The 18,452-nt window shown below is 71.5% G+C and carries 13 protein-coding genes; 4 read left to right on the top strand and 9 right to left on the bottom strand.

What is annotated here, in order from left to right; translation table 11 throughout:
• Positions 1–82: 82 nt before the first annotated feature.
• Together ABD743_RS43960 and ABD743_RS43955 are read left to right on the top strand one after the other, a co-directional pair.
• Complete coding sequence (locus tag ABD743_RS43960) at positions 83–2,353, top strand: glycerol-3-phosphate 1-O-acyltransferase (protein ID WP_344730588.1); 2,271 nt, start codon at positions 83–85, stop codon at positions 2,351–2,353.
• Positions 2,350–5,310 carry an HAD-IB family hydrolase gene (locus ABD743_RS43955; RefSeq protein ID WP_344730586.1) on the top strand — a complete coding sequence of 987 codons (2,961 nt, stop codon included), beginning with the start codon at positions 2,350–2,352 and terminating at the stop codon, positions 5,308–5,310. Before ABD743_RS43960 ends, ABD743_RS43955 begins: the two co-directional genes overlap by 4 nt.
• 28 nt (positions 5,311–5,338) lie before the next feature.
• Here the strand turns inward: ABD743_RS43955 and ABD743_RS43950 are convergent, their stop codons facing one another.
• Positions 5,339–6,217 carry an endonuclease/exonuclease/phosphatase family protein gene (locus tag ABD743_RS43950; RefSeq protein WP_344730584.1) on the bottom strand — a complete coding sequence of 293 codons (879 nt, stop codon included), beginning with the start codon at positions 6,215–6,217 and terminating at the stop codon, positions 5,339–5,341.
• A 197-nt stretch (positions 6,218–6,414) separates the two neighbouring features.
• Here ABD743_RS43950 and ABD743_RS43945 point away from each other — a divergent pair, with 197 nt between their 5' ends.
• Positions 6,415–7,560 (top strand): CaiB/BaiF CoA transferase family protein, encoded by a 1,146-nt coding sequence (locus ABD743_RS43945; protein ID WP_344730582.1) that lies wholly within the window; start codon positions 6,415–6,417, stop codon positions 7,558–7,560.
• 21 nt (positions 7,561–7,581) lie between these two features.
• Here ABD743_RS43945 and ABD743_RS43940 read toward each other — a convergent pair whose 3' ends face one another.
• The 5 genes from ABD743_RS43940 to ABD743_RS43920 form a co-directional block, all read right to left on the bottom strand.
• Positions 7,582–8,442, bottom strand: a complete 861-nt coding sequence (locus ABD743_RS43940; RefSeq protein ID WP_344730580.1) for a metallophosphoesterase — start codon at positions 8,440–8,442, stop codon at positions 7,582–7,584.
• Positions 8,443–8,583: 141 nt separating this feature from the next.
• Positions 8,584–8,823, bottom strand: a complete 240-nt coding sequence (locus ABD743_RS43935; protein WP_344730578.1) for a hypothetical protein — start codon at positions 8,821–8,823, stop codon at positions 8,584–8,586.
• A 25-nt stretch (positions 8,824–8,848) separates the two neighbouring features.
• On the bottom strand, positions 8,849–9,985 hold the full coding sequence (locus tag ABD743_RS43930; protein WP_344730576.1) for an inorganic phosphate transporter: 1,137 nt from the start codon (positions 9,983–9,985) through the stop codon (positions 8,849–8,851).
• Positions 9,986–10,133: 148 nt separating this feature from the next.
• Positions 10,134–11,555, bottom strand: a complete 1,422-nt coding sequence (locus tag ABD743_RS43925) for an SDR family NAD(P)-dependent oxidoreductase (protein WP_344730574.1) — start codon at positions 11,553–11,555, stop codon at positions 10,134–10,136.
• A gap of 18 nt (positions 11,556–11,573) precedes the next feature.
• On the bottom strand, positions 11,574–12,107 hold the full coding sequence (locus ABD743_RS43920; protein ID WP_344730572.1) for a DUF6319 family protein: 534 nt from the start codon (positions 12,105–12,107) through the stop codon (positions 11,574–11,576).
• Positions 12,108–12,277: 170 nt separating this feature from the next.
• Between ABD743_RS43920 and ABD743_RS43915 the strand changes: the two genes are divergently transcribed.
• The gene (locus ABD743_RS43915; protein WP_241039107.1) at positions 12,278–12,730 is read left to right on the top strand and encodes a universal stress protein; all 453 of its coding nucleotides are present in this window, start codon (positions 12,278–12,280) and stop codon (positions 12,728–12,730) included.
• 15 nt (positions 12,731–12,745) lie between these two features.
• Here ABD743_RS43915 and ABD743_RS43910 read toward each other — a convergent pair whose 3' ends face one another.
• The 3 genes from ABD743_RS43910 to hrpB form a co-directional block, all read right to left on the bottom strand.
• Positions 12,746–14,218, bottom strand: coding sequence for an APC family permease (locus ABD743_RS43910; protein ID WP_344730569.1), 1,473 nt, complete (start codon positions 14,216–14,218; stop codon positions 12,746–12,748).
• The gene (locus ABD743_RS43905; RefSeq protein WP_344730567.1) at positions 14,218–15,723 is read right to left on the bottom strand and encodes a glutamine synthetase family protein; all 1,506 of its coding nucleotides are present in this window, start codon (positions 15,721–15,723) and stop codon (positions 14,218–14,220) included. The genes ABD743_RS43910 and ABD743_RS43905 overlap by 1 nt, the downstream gene beginning before the upstream one ends.
• A 143-nt stretch (positions 15,724–15,866) precedes the next feature.
• A complete protein-coding gene (gene hrpB / locus ABD743_RS43900; protein ID WP_344730565.1) occupies positions 15,867–18,350 on the bottom strand; it encodes an ATP-dependent helicase HrpB in 2,484 nt (827 codons plus the stop codon).
• Positions 18,351–18,452 lie beyond the last annotated feature (102 nt).

The raw sequence follows: 18,452 nt of genomic DNA, 5'->3' as shown, positions 1-18,452 counted from the left end.
TTCAGATGACCCCGAATCAGCCACGAATGACCACGTCCCGGCCACAGCGGGGCAGGATGGGCTCTCGACGGAAGGTGGGCGGATGGACGTGCACGACGGGGCCCCGCTGATCCTGCTGGTGGACGCGACGACGGGCGTGGAACGCAGGCTCGTCGAGGACTGGGTGCGGCAGGAGGGGCTGCATCCGGTGGCTGTGCTGCCGGTCGAGGGTGCGGCGCTGGCCCCGTCACTGGGGCAGCACGGCGACGAGGCGGTCGTCGCCGCGGTGCGCGTGGCATGGCTGCCGCGGGAGCGGGGCGGACAGCGTCGCGTGCGGTGGGCCGACGTGGCGGCGCTGCGCAACCCGCGTCATCCCCTGCCGGTCGAGCAGGCCCGCATCGTCAAGCGGGAGCCGGACCGGGTGGCGGTGGTGGTGGCCGAGCCGGCCACCGTCGGCGATCTGCAGAAGCGGTTCACCGGCAGCCGCCCGTCGCTCCGGGCGGGTGTCGCGGCCTTCGGGGACTTCGTCGCCCGGCAGGCCTCGCTGGCGCTGGACCGGGCCGAACGTGCGCTGGTCGGGCACCGGTACAAGGTGCCGCGCCAGGTCGCCGAGGCGATCGAGGAGAGCCCCGAGTTCCGCCGCGAGGTCGCCGAGCTGGCCGCAAAGCTCGGCCGGCCCGAGGCGGACGTGGCCGCGAAGGCGAGGGCCGACCTGGACGGCCTCGTCGCCTCGATGAGCCCCGTGGCCGTCGACCTGCTGACGTCCGCGCTGCGCCCGCTGCACGCGAGGGCGTGGGACGTGCAGGCGGACAGTGCAGGGCTGGAGAAGCTGCGTGAGCTGAACCGGCGCTACCCCCTGGTGATCCTGCCGAGCCACCGCTCCTACGCCGACCCGCTGCTGCTCGCCGACGTACTCGCGGAGAACGACTTCCCGCGCAACCATGTACTCGGTGGCGACAACCTGAGGTTCTGGCCGGTCGGCCCACTGGCCAAGCGGTCGGGGGTCATCTTCATCCGGCGCAGCTTCGGTGACGACGAGATCTACAAGCTCGCCGTCCGTGAGTACTTCGCGTTCCTGCTGGCCAAGCGGTTCAACCTGGAGTGGTACATGGAGGGCGGCCGCTCCCGCACCGGGAAGCTGCGCCCGCCCCGCTACGGGCTGCTCGCCAACGTGGCGGAGGCCGTGGAAGGCGGTCGTGTCGAGGACGTCCACCTCGTGCCGGTCTCGATCACCTACGACCAGCTGCGCGAGGTGTCGGCCATGGCGGCCGAGCAGGCGGGGGTGCCGAAGAAGGGGGAGGGGCTGGCCTGGCTCGCGCGGTACGCGAAGGCCCAGTTGCACCCCATCGGCACCGCGTACGTGAGGTTCGCCGAGCCGATCTCGTTGCGTGCGGCGTTGGGCACCCCGCAGGACGAGGCCGCCCACCGGCTCGCCCTTCAGAAGGTGGCCTTCGAGGTCGCCGTGGGGATCAACCGCGTCACGCCGGTGGTCGCGACGGCACTCGTCACCTTGGCGCTGCTCGGCGTGCGTGACCGGGCGCTGACGCTCGGGCAGGTGCAGCGCGTGCTCGAGCCCGTGCGCAGCTACGTCAAGGCCCGCGGCTGTGCCGTCGATCCCGACCGGCCCGACCCGCTGGACACGGAGGCGGGCCTGAGCCTGGTGCTCGCTGCTCTGGCCGATTCCAAGGTCGTCACGGTGTACCGGGGCGGGGAGGAGCCGGTCTACGCGATCGAGCGCGGGCAGCACCTGATCGCCGCGTTCTACCGCAACAGTGCCATCCACCACTTCATCGACCGAGCGATCGCCGAACTCATGCTGCTCAGCGCCCCGGGGGGTCGCTGGGACGAAGCGATGCAACTGCGCGACCTGCTGAAGTTCGAGTTCTTCTTCCCCGACCGCGACAGCTACCGGGCGCAGCTGTCGGCCGAGCTACGGGGGCTCGACCCGGCGTGGGAGAACGCCGAGGGCGAGCGGGTTCTCGCGGGTGCCGAGTTCCTGATCGCGCACCGGGTGCTGCGCTCGTTCCTGGACGCTCAGCTGGTGGTGGCCGAACGGCTCGCCGCCCGGCCGCCGGGGGAGCCGGTCGTGGAGAAGGCGTTCCTCGACGAGTGCAGCGGCGTCGGGCAGCAGATGCTGCTCCAGGGACGGCTGCACGGTCCCGAGTCGCTGTCCCGTGAGCTGTTCGGAAGCGCCCTGAAGCTGGCAGGCAACCGGGACCTGCTGCGTCAGGCGGACAGCCCTGACGAGCAGGAGGTGGTCGCACGGCAGCGGCAGGCGTTCGCCGCCCAGCTGGGCGACGTCGTCCGCCGGGTGATCCGGATCGACGAGATCGATGCCGCGTCGCGGCGAGAGGCGGTAGGAGTCGAGCCATGACCCAGGCGAGCACGGGCACCGCGGGATCCGCTGCCCAGGTCTGGAGCGAGGAGCAGCTGATCGCCGACGTCGAGGCGGGTCCGCAGGGACCGCGCGTCGGCGCCTTCTTCGACTTCGACGGCACCTTGATCGACGGCTACTCGCTCGCTGCGTTCGCGCGCCACCACCTGCGTTCCGGGCACGTCACCCCCGCCGACATCGGACGGATGCTGCTCCTGGGCATGCGCGGGCTCACCACGGAGGAGGAATTCGAGGACTTCTTCCTGCTCGGCATGCGGGCGTGGGCGGGGCGCCACGAGGACGAGCTGACGCAGCTCGGTGAGCGGCTGTGGATGCAGGGCGTCGCCGGATCGCTCTATCCCGAGGCGTGGCGGCTGGTGGAGGCGCACCGCCGGGCCGGGCACACGGTGGTGCTGGCGTCGTCGGCCACGAGGTTCCAGGTGGAGCCCGCAGCGCGCGCGATGGGCGTCGACCACGTGCTCGTGACACCCGTGGAGTTCGAGAACGGGCTCGCGACCGGCCGGCCGGGTGGCCCGCCGCTGTGGCGCGCGGGCAAGGCCACCGCCGTGCGGGCGTTCGCGCAGGCCCACGACATCGATCTGGCCGAGAGCTATGCCTACTCCAACGGCGACGAGGACGTGCCGTTCCTCGGCATGGCCGGGCGGGCGCGGGCGCTGAACCCCGGACCGGGGCTGGCGGCCGAGGCGATGCGGCGCAACTGGCCGATCGCCCGCTTCCGCCACCGCGGCCGTCCGGGCGCCCGGGAGATCGCCCGCACGGTGGGGGCCGTCGGCGGCACGCTCGGCGGGTTCGCCGCGGGCCTCGCACTCGGCGCGCTCAACAGCATCGCCGGGGAGGGCACGCGGCGCGAGGCCGTCGATCTCGGGCTGACGCTCGCCGGAGAGCTGGGCACCGCGCTGGGCGGGGTGCGGCTCGACGTCCGCGGCGCCGAACACCTCGTCTCCGCCCGTCCCGCCGTGTTCCTGTTCAACCACCAGAGCCAGCTCGACGTGCTGATCCTGACGAAGCTGCTGCGCACCCGCTTCACCGCCGTCGTGAAGAAGGAGGCCGCGAGCGTGCCCGGGTTCGGGCTGGCGTTCCGGCTCGCCGACGTGGCGTTCGTCGACCGCGCCGACACCGGCGCCGCGCGGGCGGCACTGGAACCCGCGGTGCAACGGCTGCGTGAAGGGATCTCGCTCGTCGTCGCACCGGAGGGCACGCGGTCGGCCACCCCGGCGCTGGGCCGGTTCAAGAAGGGCGCCTTCCACGTCGCGATGCAGGCGGGCGTCCCGATCGTGCCCATCGTCATCCGCAACGCAGGCGAGCTGATGTGGCGCGGAGCGTCGACGCTGCGGGAGGGCACGGTGCAGGTCACCGTGCTGCCCCCGATCCCGACCGACGGGTGGACGGTGGAGGAGCTGGACCGCCACATCGCGGAGGTCCGCGACCGGTACATCGACACCCTCGCGCACTGGGACGGCCGCAGCGGTCCGTCCCGCGTGCCGAACGGGGAGGTCGCCGTGACGGCGGGCCCGGCCGGTCCCGTGGGCGCGCCGCTCGACGCGCGCCCGCTCCGGTGGGGCACCGCGCGCGAGATGAACGCGCTTGAGACGGCCATGTGGCGGGGCGAGGCGGGGGACCCGCGGCTGCGCTCCAACGTGACGCTGCTGGAGCTGCTCGACCCGGCGCCGGACTGGGAACGGCTCGTCGCGTCGCACGAGTGGGCCTCGCGGATGGTGCCCCGGATGCGTCAGCGGGTGGTGGAGCCCGCGCTGGGGATCGGCACGCCGACCTGGGAGTCGGTCGACCACCTCGACCTCGTCCACCATCTGTCCCGGGTGCGGCTGCGGCGCCCGGGTTCGACGCGCCAGCTGCTCGACGTGGTGCAGGAGTTCGCTGCGGCCCCGTTCGACCGCGACCGGCCGCTGTGGCGGGCGTTGCTGGTGGAGGGCCTCCAGGGCGGTCGCGCCGCCTACGTCGTGACCACGCACCACAGCGCGACCGACGGCCTCGGTGCCGTGCAGCTCATGGGCATGTTGCACAGCCGCTCACCGGAGCACGACCCGCACCGGCCCGAGCCGCCGGAGCCGCACCCCGAGCCGCCTGTGTCCCCGGTCGAGCTGCTGACCGAGCAGGTGGGACGGGCAGCCCGCGGGGTGCCGGGCGAGGTGGTGCGCCGCGGTGCCGGGGTGCTCGGCGCGCTGGCCAGGCCGGAGGCGGTCGCCACGCGGGCCGTCGAGACCGTCCGTTCCCTCGGCAAGACCGTCGCGCCCCCGACGACGGGCCACTCCCCGCTGCTCGCGGAGCGCAGCGGTCAGTGGCACTTCGAGGTGATCGACGTGGGGCTCGACGAGCTGAAAGCGGGGGCGAAGGCCGCAGGCGGGTCGCTCAACGACGGGTACCTGGCCGCGGTGCTCGGCGCCTTGCGCCACTACCACCAGCACTTCGGCGCCGAGCTGGGCACCATTCCGATCGGCATCCCGATCAGCCTCCGCACGCAGGACGACCCGCAGGGCGGCAACCGGTTCACCGGCGCCCGCCTTCCCGGGCCGCTCGACGAGCCCGACCCCGTTGCCCGGATCCGGGCGGTGCGGGAGTTCGTGCTCACCGCACGGTCGGGCTCCGGCGTGGACGTGGTGGGCCTGCTCGCCCCCGCGCTCCCGTGGCTGCCCGGAGCCGTGCTCGGCCCCGCATCGGCCCGCCTGACCTCGGCCAACGACGTGCAGGTCAGCAACCTTCCCGGGGTGAGCCACCCGGTGTACATCGCCGGCTCCCGGATCACGCACATGTACCCGTTCGGCCCGCTGCCGGGCGTGGCGGCGACGATCACCCTGCTCTCGCACGTCGGGACGTGCTGCATCGGCGTCAATCTCGACCCGGCGGCGATCACGGAGCCCGCCGTGCTGATGGCCGGGCTTCGGGCCGGCCTCGACGAGGTGGTGGCGCTGGCAGGCTGACGGACGCCGGACGGAGGGTGGGCCGGGCCTACTCGGCGAAGGTCGTGGCCACGGGCTGATGGTCCGATGCCTCGGTGTCGGTGAGGACCTCAGCGCTCTTGACGCGTTCCGCGAGGTCGGGCGTGGCGAGGATGTAGTCGATCCGAATGCCGCTCTTGGTACTCATGTCGCGGTAGAGAGTGGGCCCGTCCTCTTCGCGGTTGCCCGCCGCGGTCCAGGTGTCCACGAACGCATCGGGCGCAGCGAGCCGCCCGTATCCCGAGCTCCGCGGTCCGGCCAGGAGCGAGTACGGGGGGTCGGCAGGGGTGAAGTTGAGGTCGCCCATCAGGATCGCGCTCGGAGGCACGGCGGGCAGCGCGGATTCGTTCCACGACGGGTCGATCCGGGCGTTGTCCGTGATCGCCGTACCGGAGCTCACGGCTCCGTCGGCCGCAGCGCGCCGATGGATCTCGAGTGAGAGCTGGGCGTGCTGTATGCGTTCTTCGGTGCACAGGTGCGAGAAATGGCTGGTGTAGACGCGTACGACACCCAGTGGCGTCTCGATCGTCGCCTCGGTGAGCCCACGCTGAATGGAATGGGCGTTGAGCGGGCTGAGCTTCGGGAAGAGGAATGTGCGGGTCGTGAGGATCGGCCACCGCGACAGGACCGCATTCCCGAACTGACGACGACGATGCACTCCGGCCACCGTCTTGTGGATGTCGATGGTGGCGCCGTACACGAAATGGTAGTCACCGAGAGCGGCGGCGATGTGCTCGACCTGGTGGATGTTGCCCGATCTGTCCCAATAGGCCTCGGCCTCCTGGAGGGCGACGATGTCGGCACCTTCCAGCGCCTGCGCAGTGCGGTCGATGTCGTAGCGGCCGTCGCGGCCTCTCCCGAACTGAATGTTGTACGTGACGACACGCATTGCGGCTGCATCCCCCGTCTGTCGGCGCGGAAGTCCCACGACAAGAGGTATGCCGATGACCTTGCACAGGCGTGTCGCGCGTGTGGCCGGCTCGCGGCGCCTCGGCCAACGTCGACGGGTGCGCCGGAGCGTGACATCGACCATGTGCGTGGCCCGGCAGCAGGCCGCCGGCTGGGGCGACGAGGGATGATGCGCGTGTGCTGCCCCTGGACGGAATTCTCGTCGTGTCCTGCGAGCAGGCCGTGGCCGCGCCGTTCGCCACCCGCCAGCTCGCCGAGCTCGGAGCCCGCGTGATCAAGGTCGAACGCCCGGGCGACGGCGACTTCGCCCGTGCCTACGACACCACGGTGCGCGGCCTCTCCAGTCACTTCGTCTGGCTCAACCGGTCGAAGGAGAGCCTGGCGCTCGACCTGAAGGCCGACGCTGGCGCTGGTGCGGACGCCGTATTGCCCCGGCTGCTCGCCCGCGCGGACGTCTTCGTGCAGAACTTCGCGCCCGGCGCGGCGGAGCGGCTCGGGCTGGGGCACGAGGAGCTGCGGGCGAGGTTCCCCCGGCTGATCACGTGCTCGATCTCCGGGTACGGCCCGTCCGGCCCGTACCGTGACGCGAAGGCCTACGACCTGCTGATCCAGTCCGAGGCGGGTCTCGTCTCCGTCACCGGCACGCCCGAGGACCCCGCGAAGAGCGGGATTCCCGCCGCGGACATCGGGGCGGGCATGTACGCGTTCTCCGGAATCCTCGCGGCCCTCTACGACCGTGAGCGCACGGGCGTGGGCACGCATCTGGAGATCAGCCTGTTCGACGCGCTGGTCGAGTGGATGGGGTTTCCGCTGCAGTACACGGCCGGCAGCGGCACACCGCCACGGCGGGCCGGCACCAGCCACTCCGCGATCGCGCCCTATGGCACGTTCGCGGTGGGCGACGGCACGGAGGTCGTGCTCGGGATCCAGAACGAGCGGGAGTGGGCGGCGTTCTGCGGGGTCGTGCTGCAGCGTCCGGAGCTGGCCACCGACGAGCGGTTCCGCAGCGGCTCGCTGCGAGTGGAGCATCGCCCGGCGCTGCACGCCGAGATCGACGCCGTGTTCGCCCGACTCACCGGTGCCGAGGTGACCCAACGGCTCACCGAGGCCCGGATCGCCCATGCCCGTCGTCGCGAGGTGACAGAGGTGCTGGAACACCCCCAGCTCGCCGCACGCGAGCGCTGGACCGAGGTCGGCTCTCCGGTCGGTACGCTTCGCACGCTCCTGCCACCGATCACCCTGCCCGGCCGCCCTCCCCGTATGGAGCCGATCCCGGAGGTGGGCGAGCACACGGCGGCGATCCTGCGCTGGCTGGACGAGTGAGCCGGAGTCAGCGCCGGCCTGTCACTCCAGACCGGCCGCAGCGCGCAGTCGCGCGAGCTTCGGTTCCATCTGCTCGTCCGGTATCTCCGCCATGACCTCGGCCCCCACCGGAACGGACGTGGTCAGCAGGCCGTCGGCGAACAGGTCGATCCGGCTCACCGACGGCGCCGTGACCGTGCGGAGCGCGGTGCCGGGCGTGGAGACGTCGATGGTGGTGGCGATCGGCCCGCCGGTCCAGACGGGGATTCCGCGGAGCGTGCCCGCGCTGGCGACGTGCGTGTGGCCGGCGAGGACCACGCGGACATCGGTGCCGGCGATCGCCTCCCCGAGCTCCTCGCGCTGCAGCAGGGGGATCGACGCGGCGAGCGGAGCGGCGCTCGGCAGGGGCGGGTGGTGCAGCGCGAGCACCGTGCCTGCGGGAGCAGATGCGGCCAGCTCGGCGCGCAGCCAGGCCAGCTGACCCGGGCGCAGGGAACCGTGGGCCTGGCCGGGCACGGTGCTGTCGAGCACGATGATCCGCAGTGTTCCCACGCGGACGACCTGGTCGAGCGGTTCCCGGGACGGCGCCTCGCTCAGGAGATGCGCGCGGAGCGCCGCGCGGTCGTCGTGGTTGCCGGCGGCGTAGACCACCGGTACCCCGAGACGGTCGGCGACCGGCTCCACGATCTCGCGCACCCGCCGGTACTCCTCGGGACGTCCGTGCTCGGCGAGGTCGCCGGTGACCACGAGCGCACCGACCGCGGCTCCGACGTCGAGGACGGTCCGCAGCGCACGTTCGAGGAGAGCGGCGGTGTCGACCCCACCGGGGAACTCGTCGCCTTCGGCCACGAGATGCAGGTCGGTGAGCTGGATCAACGTATGGGCAGGAGTAGCGGTCGTCACACCCCCATCGTGGTCCGGGGTCGGCGTCGGCGCCATGAGCCAGGCCGGCTGACCACCAGGCGAACGACGGACCCGGCCGTCCCGGGATCTCGGGACGGCCGGGCCGCTGCCTAGCTCACGACACCCGCTACGTCATGCGGGTCACTTCGCCACCAGGTAGATGCCGTAGGCGACGATCGCCAGCGACCCCAGCACGCACACGCAGGCCATCGTCATGCCCACGGCGGGACTGATCGCGCTCGCGCCGCCCTGTGGACGCGCAACGTCGCTGCGCGCGGCGGATACGCCGACGAGTGCAAGCGCCACCAGCACCACCACGGCGACCGCCGCGGCCAGCGACACGATCGCCACCAGCAGCAGGGATCCCCAGTCGATGTTCACGTCCGTTACTCCTTCGTAAAGACCGTCAGGCGGCGCGAGCCGCAACGGGCTCGGGAACGCTCGGTACGTCGTTAACGTTGTCGGCGTTGACCGGGCGGCGGCGCGAGGCGACGTAGATGCCGGCTGCGACGCCGACGCCCACTACCGCGACGACCACGGTGCCGAGAGTGCCGCCGTCGCTGACGGCCCATGCCGCGACCGCTCCGACCACAGCGGCGGCCGGCAGAGTCACGATCCAGGCGATTGCCATCTGTCCGGCCACACCCCACTGGACCGACGCGAGGCGACGACCCGCCCCGGCCCCGAAGATCGATCCTGTGGCGACGTGGGTGGTGGACAGAGCGAACCCCATGTGGGACGAGGTGAGGATGACAGCGGCGCTGCTGACCTCGGCGGCGAAGCCCTGCGGGCTCTGGATGTCGCTCACCCGCTTGCCGAGGGTCTGGATGATCCGCCAGCCACCGAAGTACGTTCCGAGACCGATGGCGAGGCCACAGGCCAGGATGACCCACAGGGGCGGGCCGGCGGAGGAGGGCAGTGCACCCGCGGTGATCAGCGTGAGGGTGATGACGCCCATGGTCTTCTGTGCGTCGCTCGTGCCGTGGGCGAGCGAGACCAGTGACGCCGACACGATCTGTCCGACCCGGAACCCGCCGCTGGTGGTGCTCTGGTCAACCCGCGCTGTGATCCGATATGCGAGATAAGTTGCGATCAGCGCGATGATCCCGGCGACGAGCGGGGACGCTATAGCAGGCAGGATCACCTTGCTGAATAGCGCTCCGAAGTTGATCGCGCCGGTTCCGGCGGCCGCCCACGTCGCTCCGATCAGCCCGCCGAACAGCGCGTGCGAAGAGCTCGACGGCAGGCTGAGCAGCCAGGTGATCAAGTTCCAGAGAATTGCGCCGACGAGGCCGGCGAAAATCACCACAGGTGTGATGCGGGCCTCATCCACCAGGCCATTGGAGATCGTCTTGGCCACCTCGACGGACAGGAAGGCGCCGACGACGTTGAGTACTCCTGAGATCAGGACCGCGATCTTCGGGGGAAGGGCGCGGGTGGCGATCGAGGTCGCCATGGCGTTGGCCGTGTCGTGGAAGCCGTTCGTGAAGTCGAACGCCAGGGCGGTTATTACCACCACCACGACGATGACCGAGTAGTTCATATGCGCAGGTCCCTTCGGGTTACGGCCACGCGCACCACGCTACGGACCCGTACGTGAACGCCACATGAACCATTAAGAAAACATACACGTAATCCCGCGAGGGTTGCTACCGGATAGCATCCATGTGCGTTGTCCGGAATGTCAAACATTACCAATGCGTCGGGAAATAATCCTTCAAGAAACAGCCGTGCAGATCTTCGCCGGCTTCGCCGCGCACGATCGGGTCGTACACCCGTGCCGCCCCGTCGACAAGGTCGAGTGGTGCGTGGAAGCCCTCATCGGCCAATCGCAGCTTCATCGGATGAGGTCGCTCGTCGGTGATCCAGCCCGTGTCCACGGCCGTCATCAGGATGCCGTCTGTTGCGAGCAGCTCGCCCGCACTCGTGCGGGTGAGCATGTTGAGGGCGGCCTTGGCCATATTGGTGTGGGGATGGCCCGGGCCCTTGTAGGCGCGGGTGAACTGGCCCTCCATCGCGCTGACGTTCACCACGTACTTGCGCCGCGCGGTGGAGGCGGCCAACGCCGGCCGCAACCTGCTCACCAGAAGGAAGGGTGCCGTCTGGTTGCACAGCTGCACCTCGAGCAGTTCGAGCGGATCGATCTCCTGCACGTGCTGGGTCCAGCTGTTCACCGGTGCGGTGTCCGGCAGCAGTCCGCCGGCGTCGATCGCGGTGCCGGCCGCGATCCGCTCAGGCGAGGCGCTCCGTGCGGTGAGGGCTAGTTCGGTGAGGGCGGTCGGTGTGCGCTGCAGCCCGCCGGTGATGGCGGCCGGACGCTCGCCGCGCACGTGGTCGAAGGTGAGGACCTCGACCAGGTCGGCCGTGGCACCCGGGCCGATCTGCTCGGCCTCGAGCAGTGCGGCGTAGGAGCCGGGGGAGCGGCGCACGGTCTGTGCGGCGTTGTTCACCAGGATGTCGAGCGATCCCTCGGCGGCCACTGTGTCGGCGAGGCCGATGACCTGGGCCGGGTCGCGCAGGTCGATGCCGACGACCCGCAGCCGGTGTAGCCAGTCGGCGCTGTCGGGCATTGCGGTGAACCGGCGCACGGCGTCGTTCGGGAACCGGGTGGTGATCGTCGTGTGCGCCCCGTCGCGCAGCAGCCGGAGTGCGATGTACATGCCGATCTTCGCCCGGCCGCCGGTGAGCAGGGCACGGCGGCCCGTGAGGTCGGTGCGGGCGTCCCGCTTGCTCCGGTTCAGCGCCGCGCAGGGCGGGCAGAGCTGGTGGTAGAAGGCATCGACCACGTGGTAGCGGTTCTTGCAGGTGTAGCAGGCCCGGGACCGGAGAAGTGTGCCCGCCGTGGCGTCGGGGGCGGAGGAGACGAGCGGAATTCCGCGCGTCTCGTCGTCGATCCGGCCCGGAGAGCCCGTGGCCGTGGCTGCGGTGACCGCGTTGTCGTTGGCGGCGACGGCTTCGCGCTTCGCCGCCCGGCGCCGAAGCCGAACCGACTTGTAGATGCCGGCGGTGGCCCGCCGGATGCGGACCGCGTCCGGATGCTCGGGAGGCAGTTCGTCGACCTCGGCGAGCACCCGGAGGCAGGTCTGCAGGTCGGCGGGGTTGATACCGGACACGCCCGAAGGGTACGGGGGTCAGTCGGTGATCTCCGCCAGTGCCTTGCGTGCCTGCTCCAGCTCTGCCTCGAGAGCGGCGACGCGGGCGGCACGCTGCTCCCGGGCAGCGCCGATCACGGCCTCGATGGGCCCGGCCAGCTCCTCGTGCAGCTCCTGAGCGGCCCGGGTGACCGCCGCAGCGGTGACCGGCAGGCCGCGGCTGAGCCACGTGGTGCCCTGCTTGAGCTCCGCCTGCCAGTCGCCGTCGGCGGTGCCGCTGACGGTGAGGGTGAGCTCGATCGTGCGGGTGGTGCGCGCGCTGGAGCCCTTCGGGCGGCCGCGGCGGGGCTTCTCGCCCGCAGCGTCGGCGTCGGCGGGCTCCGGAGCTGCCGGGGCGTCGGACGTCGCTGACGCGGCCGCTGCTGACGCGGCCGCTGCTGACGCTGACGGTGCTGATTCCGTGGGTGCTGACTCGTCGGATGCCGGGCCCGCAGTGGGCTCCGCGGATGCGGTTTCCGGGGCGCTGGAACCGGCGGATCGCCGGGAGGCGGTTGTGGCCTGGGGGGTGCTCATCGGTGTGGCGTGCTCCCTCTCGTGACAGTGCGGCGAACCAGGTTGATCGTAGAACATCCGTTCGAAATGTCCGGGGGGTGGGGTTGCCCACGCGCTGTACAAATGATTAGCAAAGCTATATAACCTGGTGCCGTGGAGATCAGGTCGTATCGGCCGCGAGGAACAATCCGATGAAGAACCGCTTCGAGCTCGGCTGCGACGGCCCGATGACACTGGTCGTGGGAGTGGACGGCTCGGACACCGGATGGCGCGCCTTTCACTACGCCCTCGGCCAGGCCCGCCGCCAGGGCGCACGGGTTGTCGCCGTGTTCGCGGAGAGCTTCCCGGCGGCGTCGTTCGCCGGCGCCGGGGCGCTCGCCCTCCCGATCGCCGAGGATTCGGCCGACGAGCTCCGCGAGGAGCTGCGCACCGACATCGAGAAGCTGGGACGCGAGCACGGCGTGGACGTCCGCTTCGTCGTCGCCACCGCCGACCCGGTGCTGGCGCTCACGCAGGTGGCCGAGGAGGTCCGCGCCGACGCGATCCTGGTCGGCGCGAGCACCCATGCGGCCCACAAGCTGTTCGGGTCGGTCGCCGTGCGTGCGGTGCGCAGCGGGCGCTGGCCGGTCACCGTCGTGCCGTAGGGGGCCGGCCCCCAGTCACCCCGCCGCGCGGGAGACGGCGGACGTGGGCTCCTCCTCGCCGAGGATCGACCCGATCCGGCCCACCGCCTCGGGCCGGCTGACGCGCAGAAGGCCCAGGGCGAGGAAGCCGAGGACGATCGCGGCCAGGGTGATGTACGGCGTCATGTCCAGCGGCTCGGGCGGCGTCGGGTAGATCGAGCCGTACAACGCCGCGGCGAAGATGATCACGCCGACCGCAGGCACCATGAGGTGACGGAAGAGGCAGTAGCGCTCGACGGAGCGCCGGAAGAACACCGCGCCGCCGACGCACAGCCCGATGTACACGAGGATCACGCACAGCGTGCCCAGCGTCGCGAAGAAGTAGTAGACGGTGGTGGCTTCGCCGCCGAGATCTTTCGTGCCCAGCCCGAATCCGACCAGTGCGGCCAGCACGGTGGCCACCGCGGCCACGGTGAGCGCAGCGTTCGCGGGCGTCTGGAAGCGGGAGTGCGTGCGCCCCAGCCACGGGGGAAGTGCGCCCTCGCGTCCCATCGAATAGAGCGTGCGGGTGGCAGCGGTGGCGCACCCCACGCAGACGAAGAAGGCCGACAGCAATGCGCCGATCTCCACGAGAGACGCCAGCGTGTCACCCACGAATCGGGCCGCGATCGTCTTGAGCGCGAACGAGTCCTCGCCGAACGCCGCTCCGTTGTCCACGCCGAATCCGATGGACATGCTGTACGTCGTCCAGAGGTAGAAGACGGTGGCCAAGCCGACCGCCGCGATGACGGCGATCGGAATGGAACGGCGCGGGTTCCTTGTTTCCTCGCCGAAATCGGCGGCGCTCTCGAACCCGATGTAGGACGTGATGCCGAGGATGATTCCGTAGAAGACCCCGGAAAAACCGCCCTTCTCGGTGTGGGCGAATGTGAACGGCTCGGCTGTGTTGCCGTGGGCACCGCCCTTGGCCGTGACCGTGATGTCGACGACGAGGATCACGATGATCGTGATGGCCGCGACCACCAGTTGCACTCGGCTGGTCACCGCGATCCGGATGACCGACAGTCCCACCAGTAGGGCCATTCCGAGCATGAAGATCGGGAACCACCAGACCTGGCCCAGACCCAGCAGATCCGACGTGAGGTAGGCGACCGCGGCCATCGTCATCGGTACGAAACAGACCAGGCCGAACGTGTACAGCCACCCGGCCATGAAGCCCATCGTCGGGCCGAGGCTGCGGCTGACGTAGGTGTAGGCGTAGCCGGCGGCGGCCATCCGGCGGGTGAAGCCGATCACCACGGCGGCGAGGGCGAGGCAGGCGATACCGCCGAGCACGAAGGCCAGTGGCGTGGAGCCGCCGGCGATCACCGCGACGCCGGGGACGTTGAGCAGCATCGCCATCCCGGGCGCCAGGATCGTCACGGAGATCGCGATCACGTCCCTCGTCGAGAGCGAGGCGGTGGCGAGCCCCGGGGACGGGATGAACGGGTCGCGTTGCGTGCTGTTCATCAGTAGAACTCGAAATACTCGCGCTGCTGCCAGTGGGCGGCGGCTGTGTCGGGGTCGTCGGCGGTGTCGCGGGCCGACTCGAAGCGGGCGTACTCGGCGCGTTTCATCAGCAGGTAGGAATCGACGACCTCGGGGCCGAACTGCTCGCGGTAGAGCGGGTCCTTGTCCAGTTCGGCGATCGCGTCGAGCAGGGTGGCGGGCAGGGGTGGGGCCGGGCTGGCGTAGGGATCGCTGGTGACCGCCGGTGGGGGTTGCAGCCCTCGGGCGATGCCGTCACGGCCCGCGGCGAGGTCGGCCGCGAGCAGGAAGTAGGGGTTCGCCGCCGGTTCGGCGAGGCGGTTCTCCAGGTGCGTGCCCGGATCGTCGGGGGCGCCTTGGACGCGCACGAGGACGCCGCGGTTCTCCACGCCCCAGGAGATCCGGTCGGGAGCGAACGAGTAGGGGGCCAGCCGGGAGTAGCCGTTCACGGTGGGAATGGCGAACGCGGCCATGGCGGGGGCGTGGGCGAGCTGTCCGGCCAGATAGGCCAGCCCCGTCGGGGACAGGACGGCGTCGGGGGAGCGGAAGACGTTGTCGCCTGCGGCGTCGGTCAACGAGGCGTGCAGGTGCCACCCGCTCGAGAAGAAGTTGGGCAGCAACGGCCGGCACATGAAGGTGGCGTGCAGCCCCTGCCGGGCGCTGATCTGTTTCACCGCGGAGCGGAAAAGGATCATGGCGTCGGCGGAGTCCAGACCGGTCATCGGGCTGAAGCTGATCTCGAGTTGCCCTGGTCCCCACTCGTCCTCGATCGCCCGGGGCGGCAGGCCGACGGCGGCCAGCCCGTCGCGCAGCGCGGTGATCGGGTCGTGCAGGGAGTCCAGACGGACCTCGGAGAGGTACTGGTAGCCGAGCTGGACCGGTTCCACCGCGAGCGCCGCGGGGGGCTGCGTGGTGTCGTGCATGCCGATCGCCGGGGAGTGCCTGCGGGTGAGGTAGAACTCGACCTCCAGCCCGGTGGTGTAGGTCAGGCCCTGCTCGGCCAGTCGCTTCAGTTGCGTGCGCAGGACGTGCCGCGGGTCGAGCGGCACGGGGCTCCCGGTGGAGAAGTAGGCGTCGCACAGCATCCAGGCTGTGCTGTCGGCCCAGGGCAGCACCCGGAACGTCGTGGGGTCGGGGACGATGACCACATCCGGAAACCCGGTGAGTTCGTCGATCCCCAGCCCGCCGCCGGCCGCGAACGCCGCGGGGTAGACGAAGTTCGCCGTGTCCATGCTGTAGATCGCGCCCGAAAAGTCCACTCCGCTACTCAGTGCACTGATCGCTGCATGGGGGGACAGGAACTTCGCCCGCGGCGTCCCGTGCTGATCCACCACGACTGCCCGGATGGTTTTGATTCCCAACCGGTCGATCTGCTCGGCCACGGCAGTGGCCGCGGCCCGCTGGTCAGCAGTGTGCAGGCCATGCTCGGCGACGAATCCCTGCCGGCCGATACCGGAGGCAGCCGGCACGAAATTCGCTGCAGTCATTCGAATTGTCCACCTTTCCCCTGGGGTCACCCAGTGCCGTGTGGCGTGGTCATTCTTCCGAGGTCGTGTGAAATCCGTGTGAGTTGTCAGAACGTCCACGAAAGTAAGGAAAGAGGAAAAGAGCAGTAATAGTGGTGGGGGAATCAGTGCCGGCGGGGCCGGCGGGTCGGTGTGGCGGTCAGCGGGTCCTCCGGCCAGTCGTGCTTCGGGTACCGGCCCCGCAGCTCGGCCCTGACCTGGGGGTACCCGGTGGCCCAGAACGAGGCCAGGTCGGTGGTGATCGCGGCCGGGCGACCGGCGGGGGAGAGCAGGTGCAGCACCACCGGCAGCCGCCCCGCGGCAACGGTCGGGCTGGCGGTCCAGCCGAGTGCCTCTTGCACCCGCACCGCCAGTACCGGTCGCTCGCCGGAATAGTCGAGCGCGATCCTGGAGCCGGACGGCACGGTGATCCGTTCGGGGGCGAGCTCGTCGAGGACGGCGGCCTGCCGCCAGTCCAGCATGGCGCGCAGAATCGCTGCGGCATCGATTCGGCCGAGGTCCGAGCGGTTGCGCGCGGTGGTGAACGGACCGGTCCACCACCGGTCGGGGTCGGAGAGAATCGCCCCGTCCGATACGTCAGGCCAGTCGTCGGGCAGCACGCGGTGCAGGGTGTCGAGACGGTCGCGCAGCCGCTTGGCGGCGTCGGTCCAGCGGAGCAGTCCGGTGCCCTCGGCCCGCAGGCCCTCGAGCAGTGCCTCGCGGACGGCCGCCCGATCGGGACGGGCCACCCGCTGCTCGTCCAGGACGATCGCGCCGAGCCGACGGGCGTGACGGGCCACGACGTCGCCGCCCGTCCGGCCGGACGCCTGCCAGGCCACCTCGTCGGCCTCGGAGAGCAGCGCGGGTGCGGCGAGCTCGGCGAGCTCGCGGTCGGCGGGGGCGGCCAGGCGCACCCGGCCGTTCTGAGCGCCGGGCGTGCGGTCGGCGACGGCGACGGCGAGCCACTCGTGACCGTCGAGGCCGCTGCCGGCGGGCAACTCGACGCCGGTGCCGCCGGCCATCAGGTAGAGCGACGAGGCCCCCGCCCGTCGGCGGGCCAGCCGCTCCGGGTGGGCGAGAGCCACGACGAGCGCGGCTCGACGGGCGCGCTCCTGCGGTCCGTCATCAGCGCCACCGATTCCGCTCGTCACGGCGGGCAGCAGGCGGGCCAGGCGCGTCGCCTCGGCGCGCCAGCGCCGCGAGCCCGGCGCCTCGCCCGAGCGCAGACGGCGCAGCTCGCCGTCGACCTCGGCCCCGGCTGCGAGAGTGTCGTCGTCGAGCAGGGCCACCACCTCGGCCGCGTTGCGTGCGCCGACGAGCGTGGCACCGTCGAGCAGGGCCCGGGCCAGGCGAGGGTGCAGGCCCAGCTCCGCCATCCGGCGGCCGCGCTCGGTGGCGCCCGTTCCGTCAAGGGCGCCGAGCGCACGCAGCACGTTCTGTCCTGCGAGCAGCGGACCTTCCGGCGGGGCGTCCCACCACCGGAGGGCGGTGCCGTCCGGGGTGCCCCAGCAGGCCAGGTCGAGTGCGAGGCGGCTGAGGTCGGCGGTGCGGATCTCGGGTTCGGGGTAGCGCGCCAGCAGCTCCCCCTCGGGCCAGCAGCGATACACGCGTCCGGGCGCCTCCCGGCCCGCCCGGCCCGCCCGTTGCTCGGCCACAGCGGCCGACACGCGCACGGTGACGAGCCCCGCCAGGCCGCGGCGGTGGTCCACGCGGGGCACCCTGGCCTGCCCGGCGTCCACGACGACCCGGACGCCGGGCACCGTCAGGCTGGACTCGGCCACGGCCGTCGCGAGCACCACCCGGCGCCGGGGACCGGGGCGCAGCGCCGCGTCCTGGTCGGCGACCGGCATCCTCGTGTGCAGCGGCAGCACATCGGCGTCCACATCGGAGAGAGCGGATGCCGTGCGCCGGATCTCGGCGACGCCGGGCAGGAACACGAGGACATCGCCGTCGTCCCTGGCGAGCGCGCTGCGCACCGCCCGAGCCACGCACGCCTCGATCCGCTCCCCACGCACCGGCGGCGTGTGCCGCACCACGACGGGGAAGGTCCGCGCCTGCACCTCCAGCACCGGGGCCGGCACGCCGGAAGCGCCGAGCAGTTCGGCCAGCCTGCCGGTGGCGACCGTGGCCGACGTGGCGAGCAGACGCAGGTCGGGCCGCAGTCCGTCGCGGGCGTCGAGGAGCAGGGCGAGCAGCAGGTCGGCGTCGAGGTGCCGTTCGTGGGCCTCGTCGAGCACGACCGCGTCCACCCCGGCGAGCTCCGGGTCGCCGAGCAGCCGGCGCAGCAGCAGGCCCGATGTGACGACCTCGATGCGCGTTGCCGCCGACCTGCGTGCGTCGCCGCGCACCGCGTAACCGACGGTCTCGCCGACCGGCTCGCCCAGCAGCGCCGCCATCCGGGCGGCGGCGGCCCGAGCCGCGAGCCTGCGCGGTTCGGCGACCAGGACCTTCCCCTCCGCCCCCGCCACGAGCGCCAGCGGCACGAGCGTGGTCTTGCCTGTGCCGGGCGGCGCCACGAGCACCGCGCTGCCGTGCGCGGCCAGCGTGGCCGTGACCTCGTCGAGCACGCCGCGGACGGGCAGGTCGGGAAGGTCGAGCGGCAGGGTCATCCCGGTCAGTCTGCCGGGGCGGGCCGCCGACCGCTGCGGACCCTACGGGCCCGTGGCCGAACGACCGGCACATCGGTCCACTAGGCCCGCACGGGAGTGCCG

Source organism: Pseudonocardia yunnanensis (assembly GCF_039534065.1).
GTDB lineage: Bacteria > Actinomycetota > Actinomycetes > Mycobacteriales > Pseudonocardiaceae > Pseudonocardia > Pseudonocardia yunnanensis.
This window is presented reverse-complemented; position numbering and strand designations above follow the sequence as displayed.

Excerpts from the sequence above, each read along its gene's own strand:
- ABD743_RS43930 (WP_344730576.1), bottom strand. The coding sequence starts at position 9,985 with ATGAACTACTCGGTCATCGTCGTGGTGGTGGTAATAACCGCCCTGGCG.
- hrpB (WP_344730565.1), bottom strand. The coding sequence starts at position 18,350 with ATGACCCTGCCGCTCGACCTTCCCGACCTGCCCGTCCGCGGCGTGCTC.
- ABD743_RS43915 (WP_241039107.1), top strand. The coding sequence starts at position 12,278 with ATGAAGAACCGCTTCGAGCTCGGCTGCGACGGCCCGATGACACTGGTC.
- ABD743_RS43960 (WP_344730588.1), top strand. The coding sequence starts at position 83 with ATGGACGTGCACGACGGGGCCCCGCTGATCCTGCTGGTGGACGCGACG.
- ABD743_RS43955 (WP_344730586.1), top strand. The coding sequence starts at position 2,350 with ATGACCCAGGCGAGCACGGGCACCGCGGGATCCGCTGCCCAGGTCTGG.
- ABD743_RS43920 (WP_344730572.1), bottom strand. The coding sequence starts at position 12,107 with ATGAGCACCCCCCAGGCCACAACCGCCTCCCGGCGATCCGCCGGTTCC.
- ABD743_RS43910 (WP_344730569.1), bottom strand. The coding sequence starts at position 14,218 with ATGAACAGCACGCAACGCGACCCGTTCATCCCGTCCCCGGGGCTCGCC.
- ABD743_RS43905 (WP_344730567.1), bottom strand. The coding sequence starts at position 15,723 with ATGACTGCAGCGAATTTCGTGCCGGCTGCCTCCGGTATCGGCCGGCAG.
- ABD743_RS43950 (WP_344730584.1), bottom strand. The coding sequence starts at position 6,217 with ATGCGTGTCGTCACGTACAACATTCAGTTCGGGAGAGGCCGCGACGGC.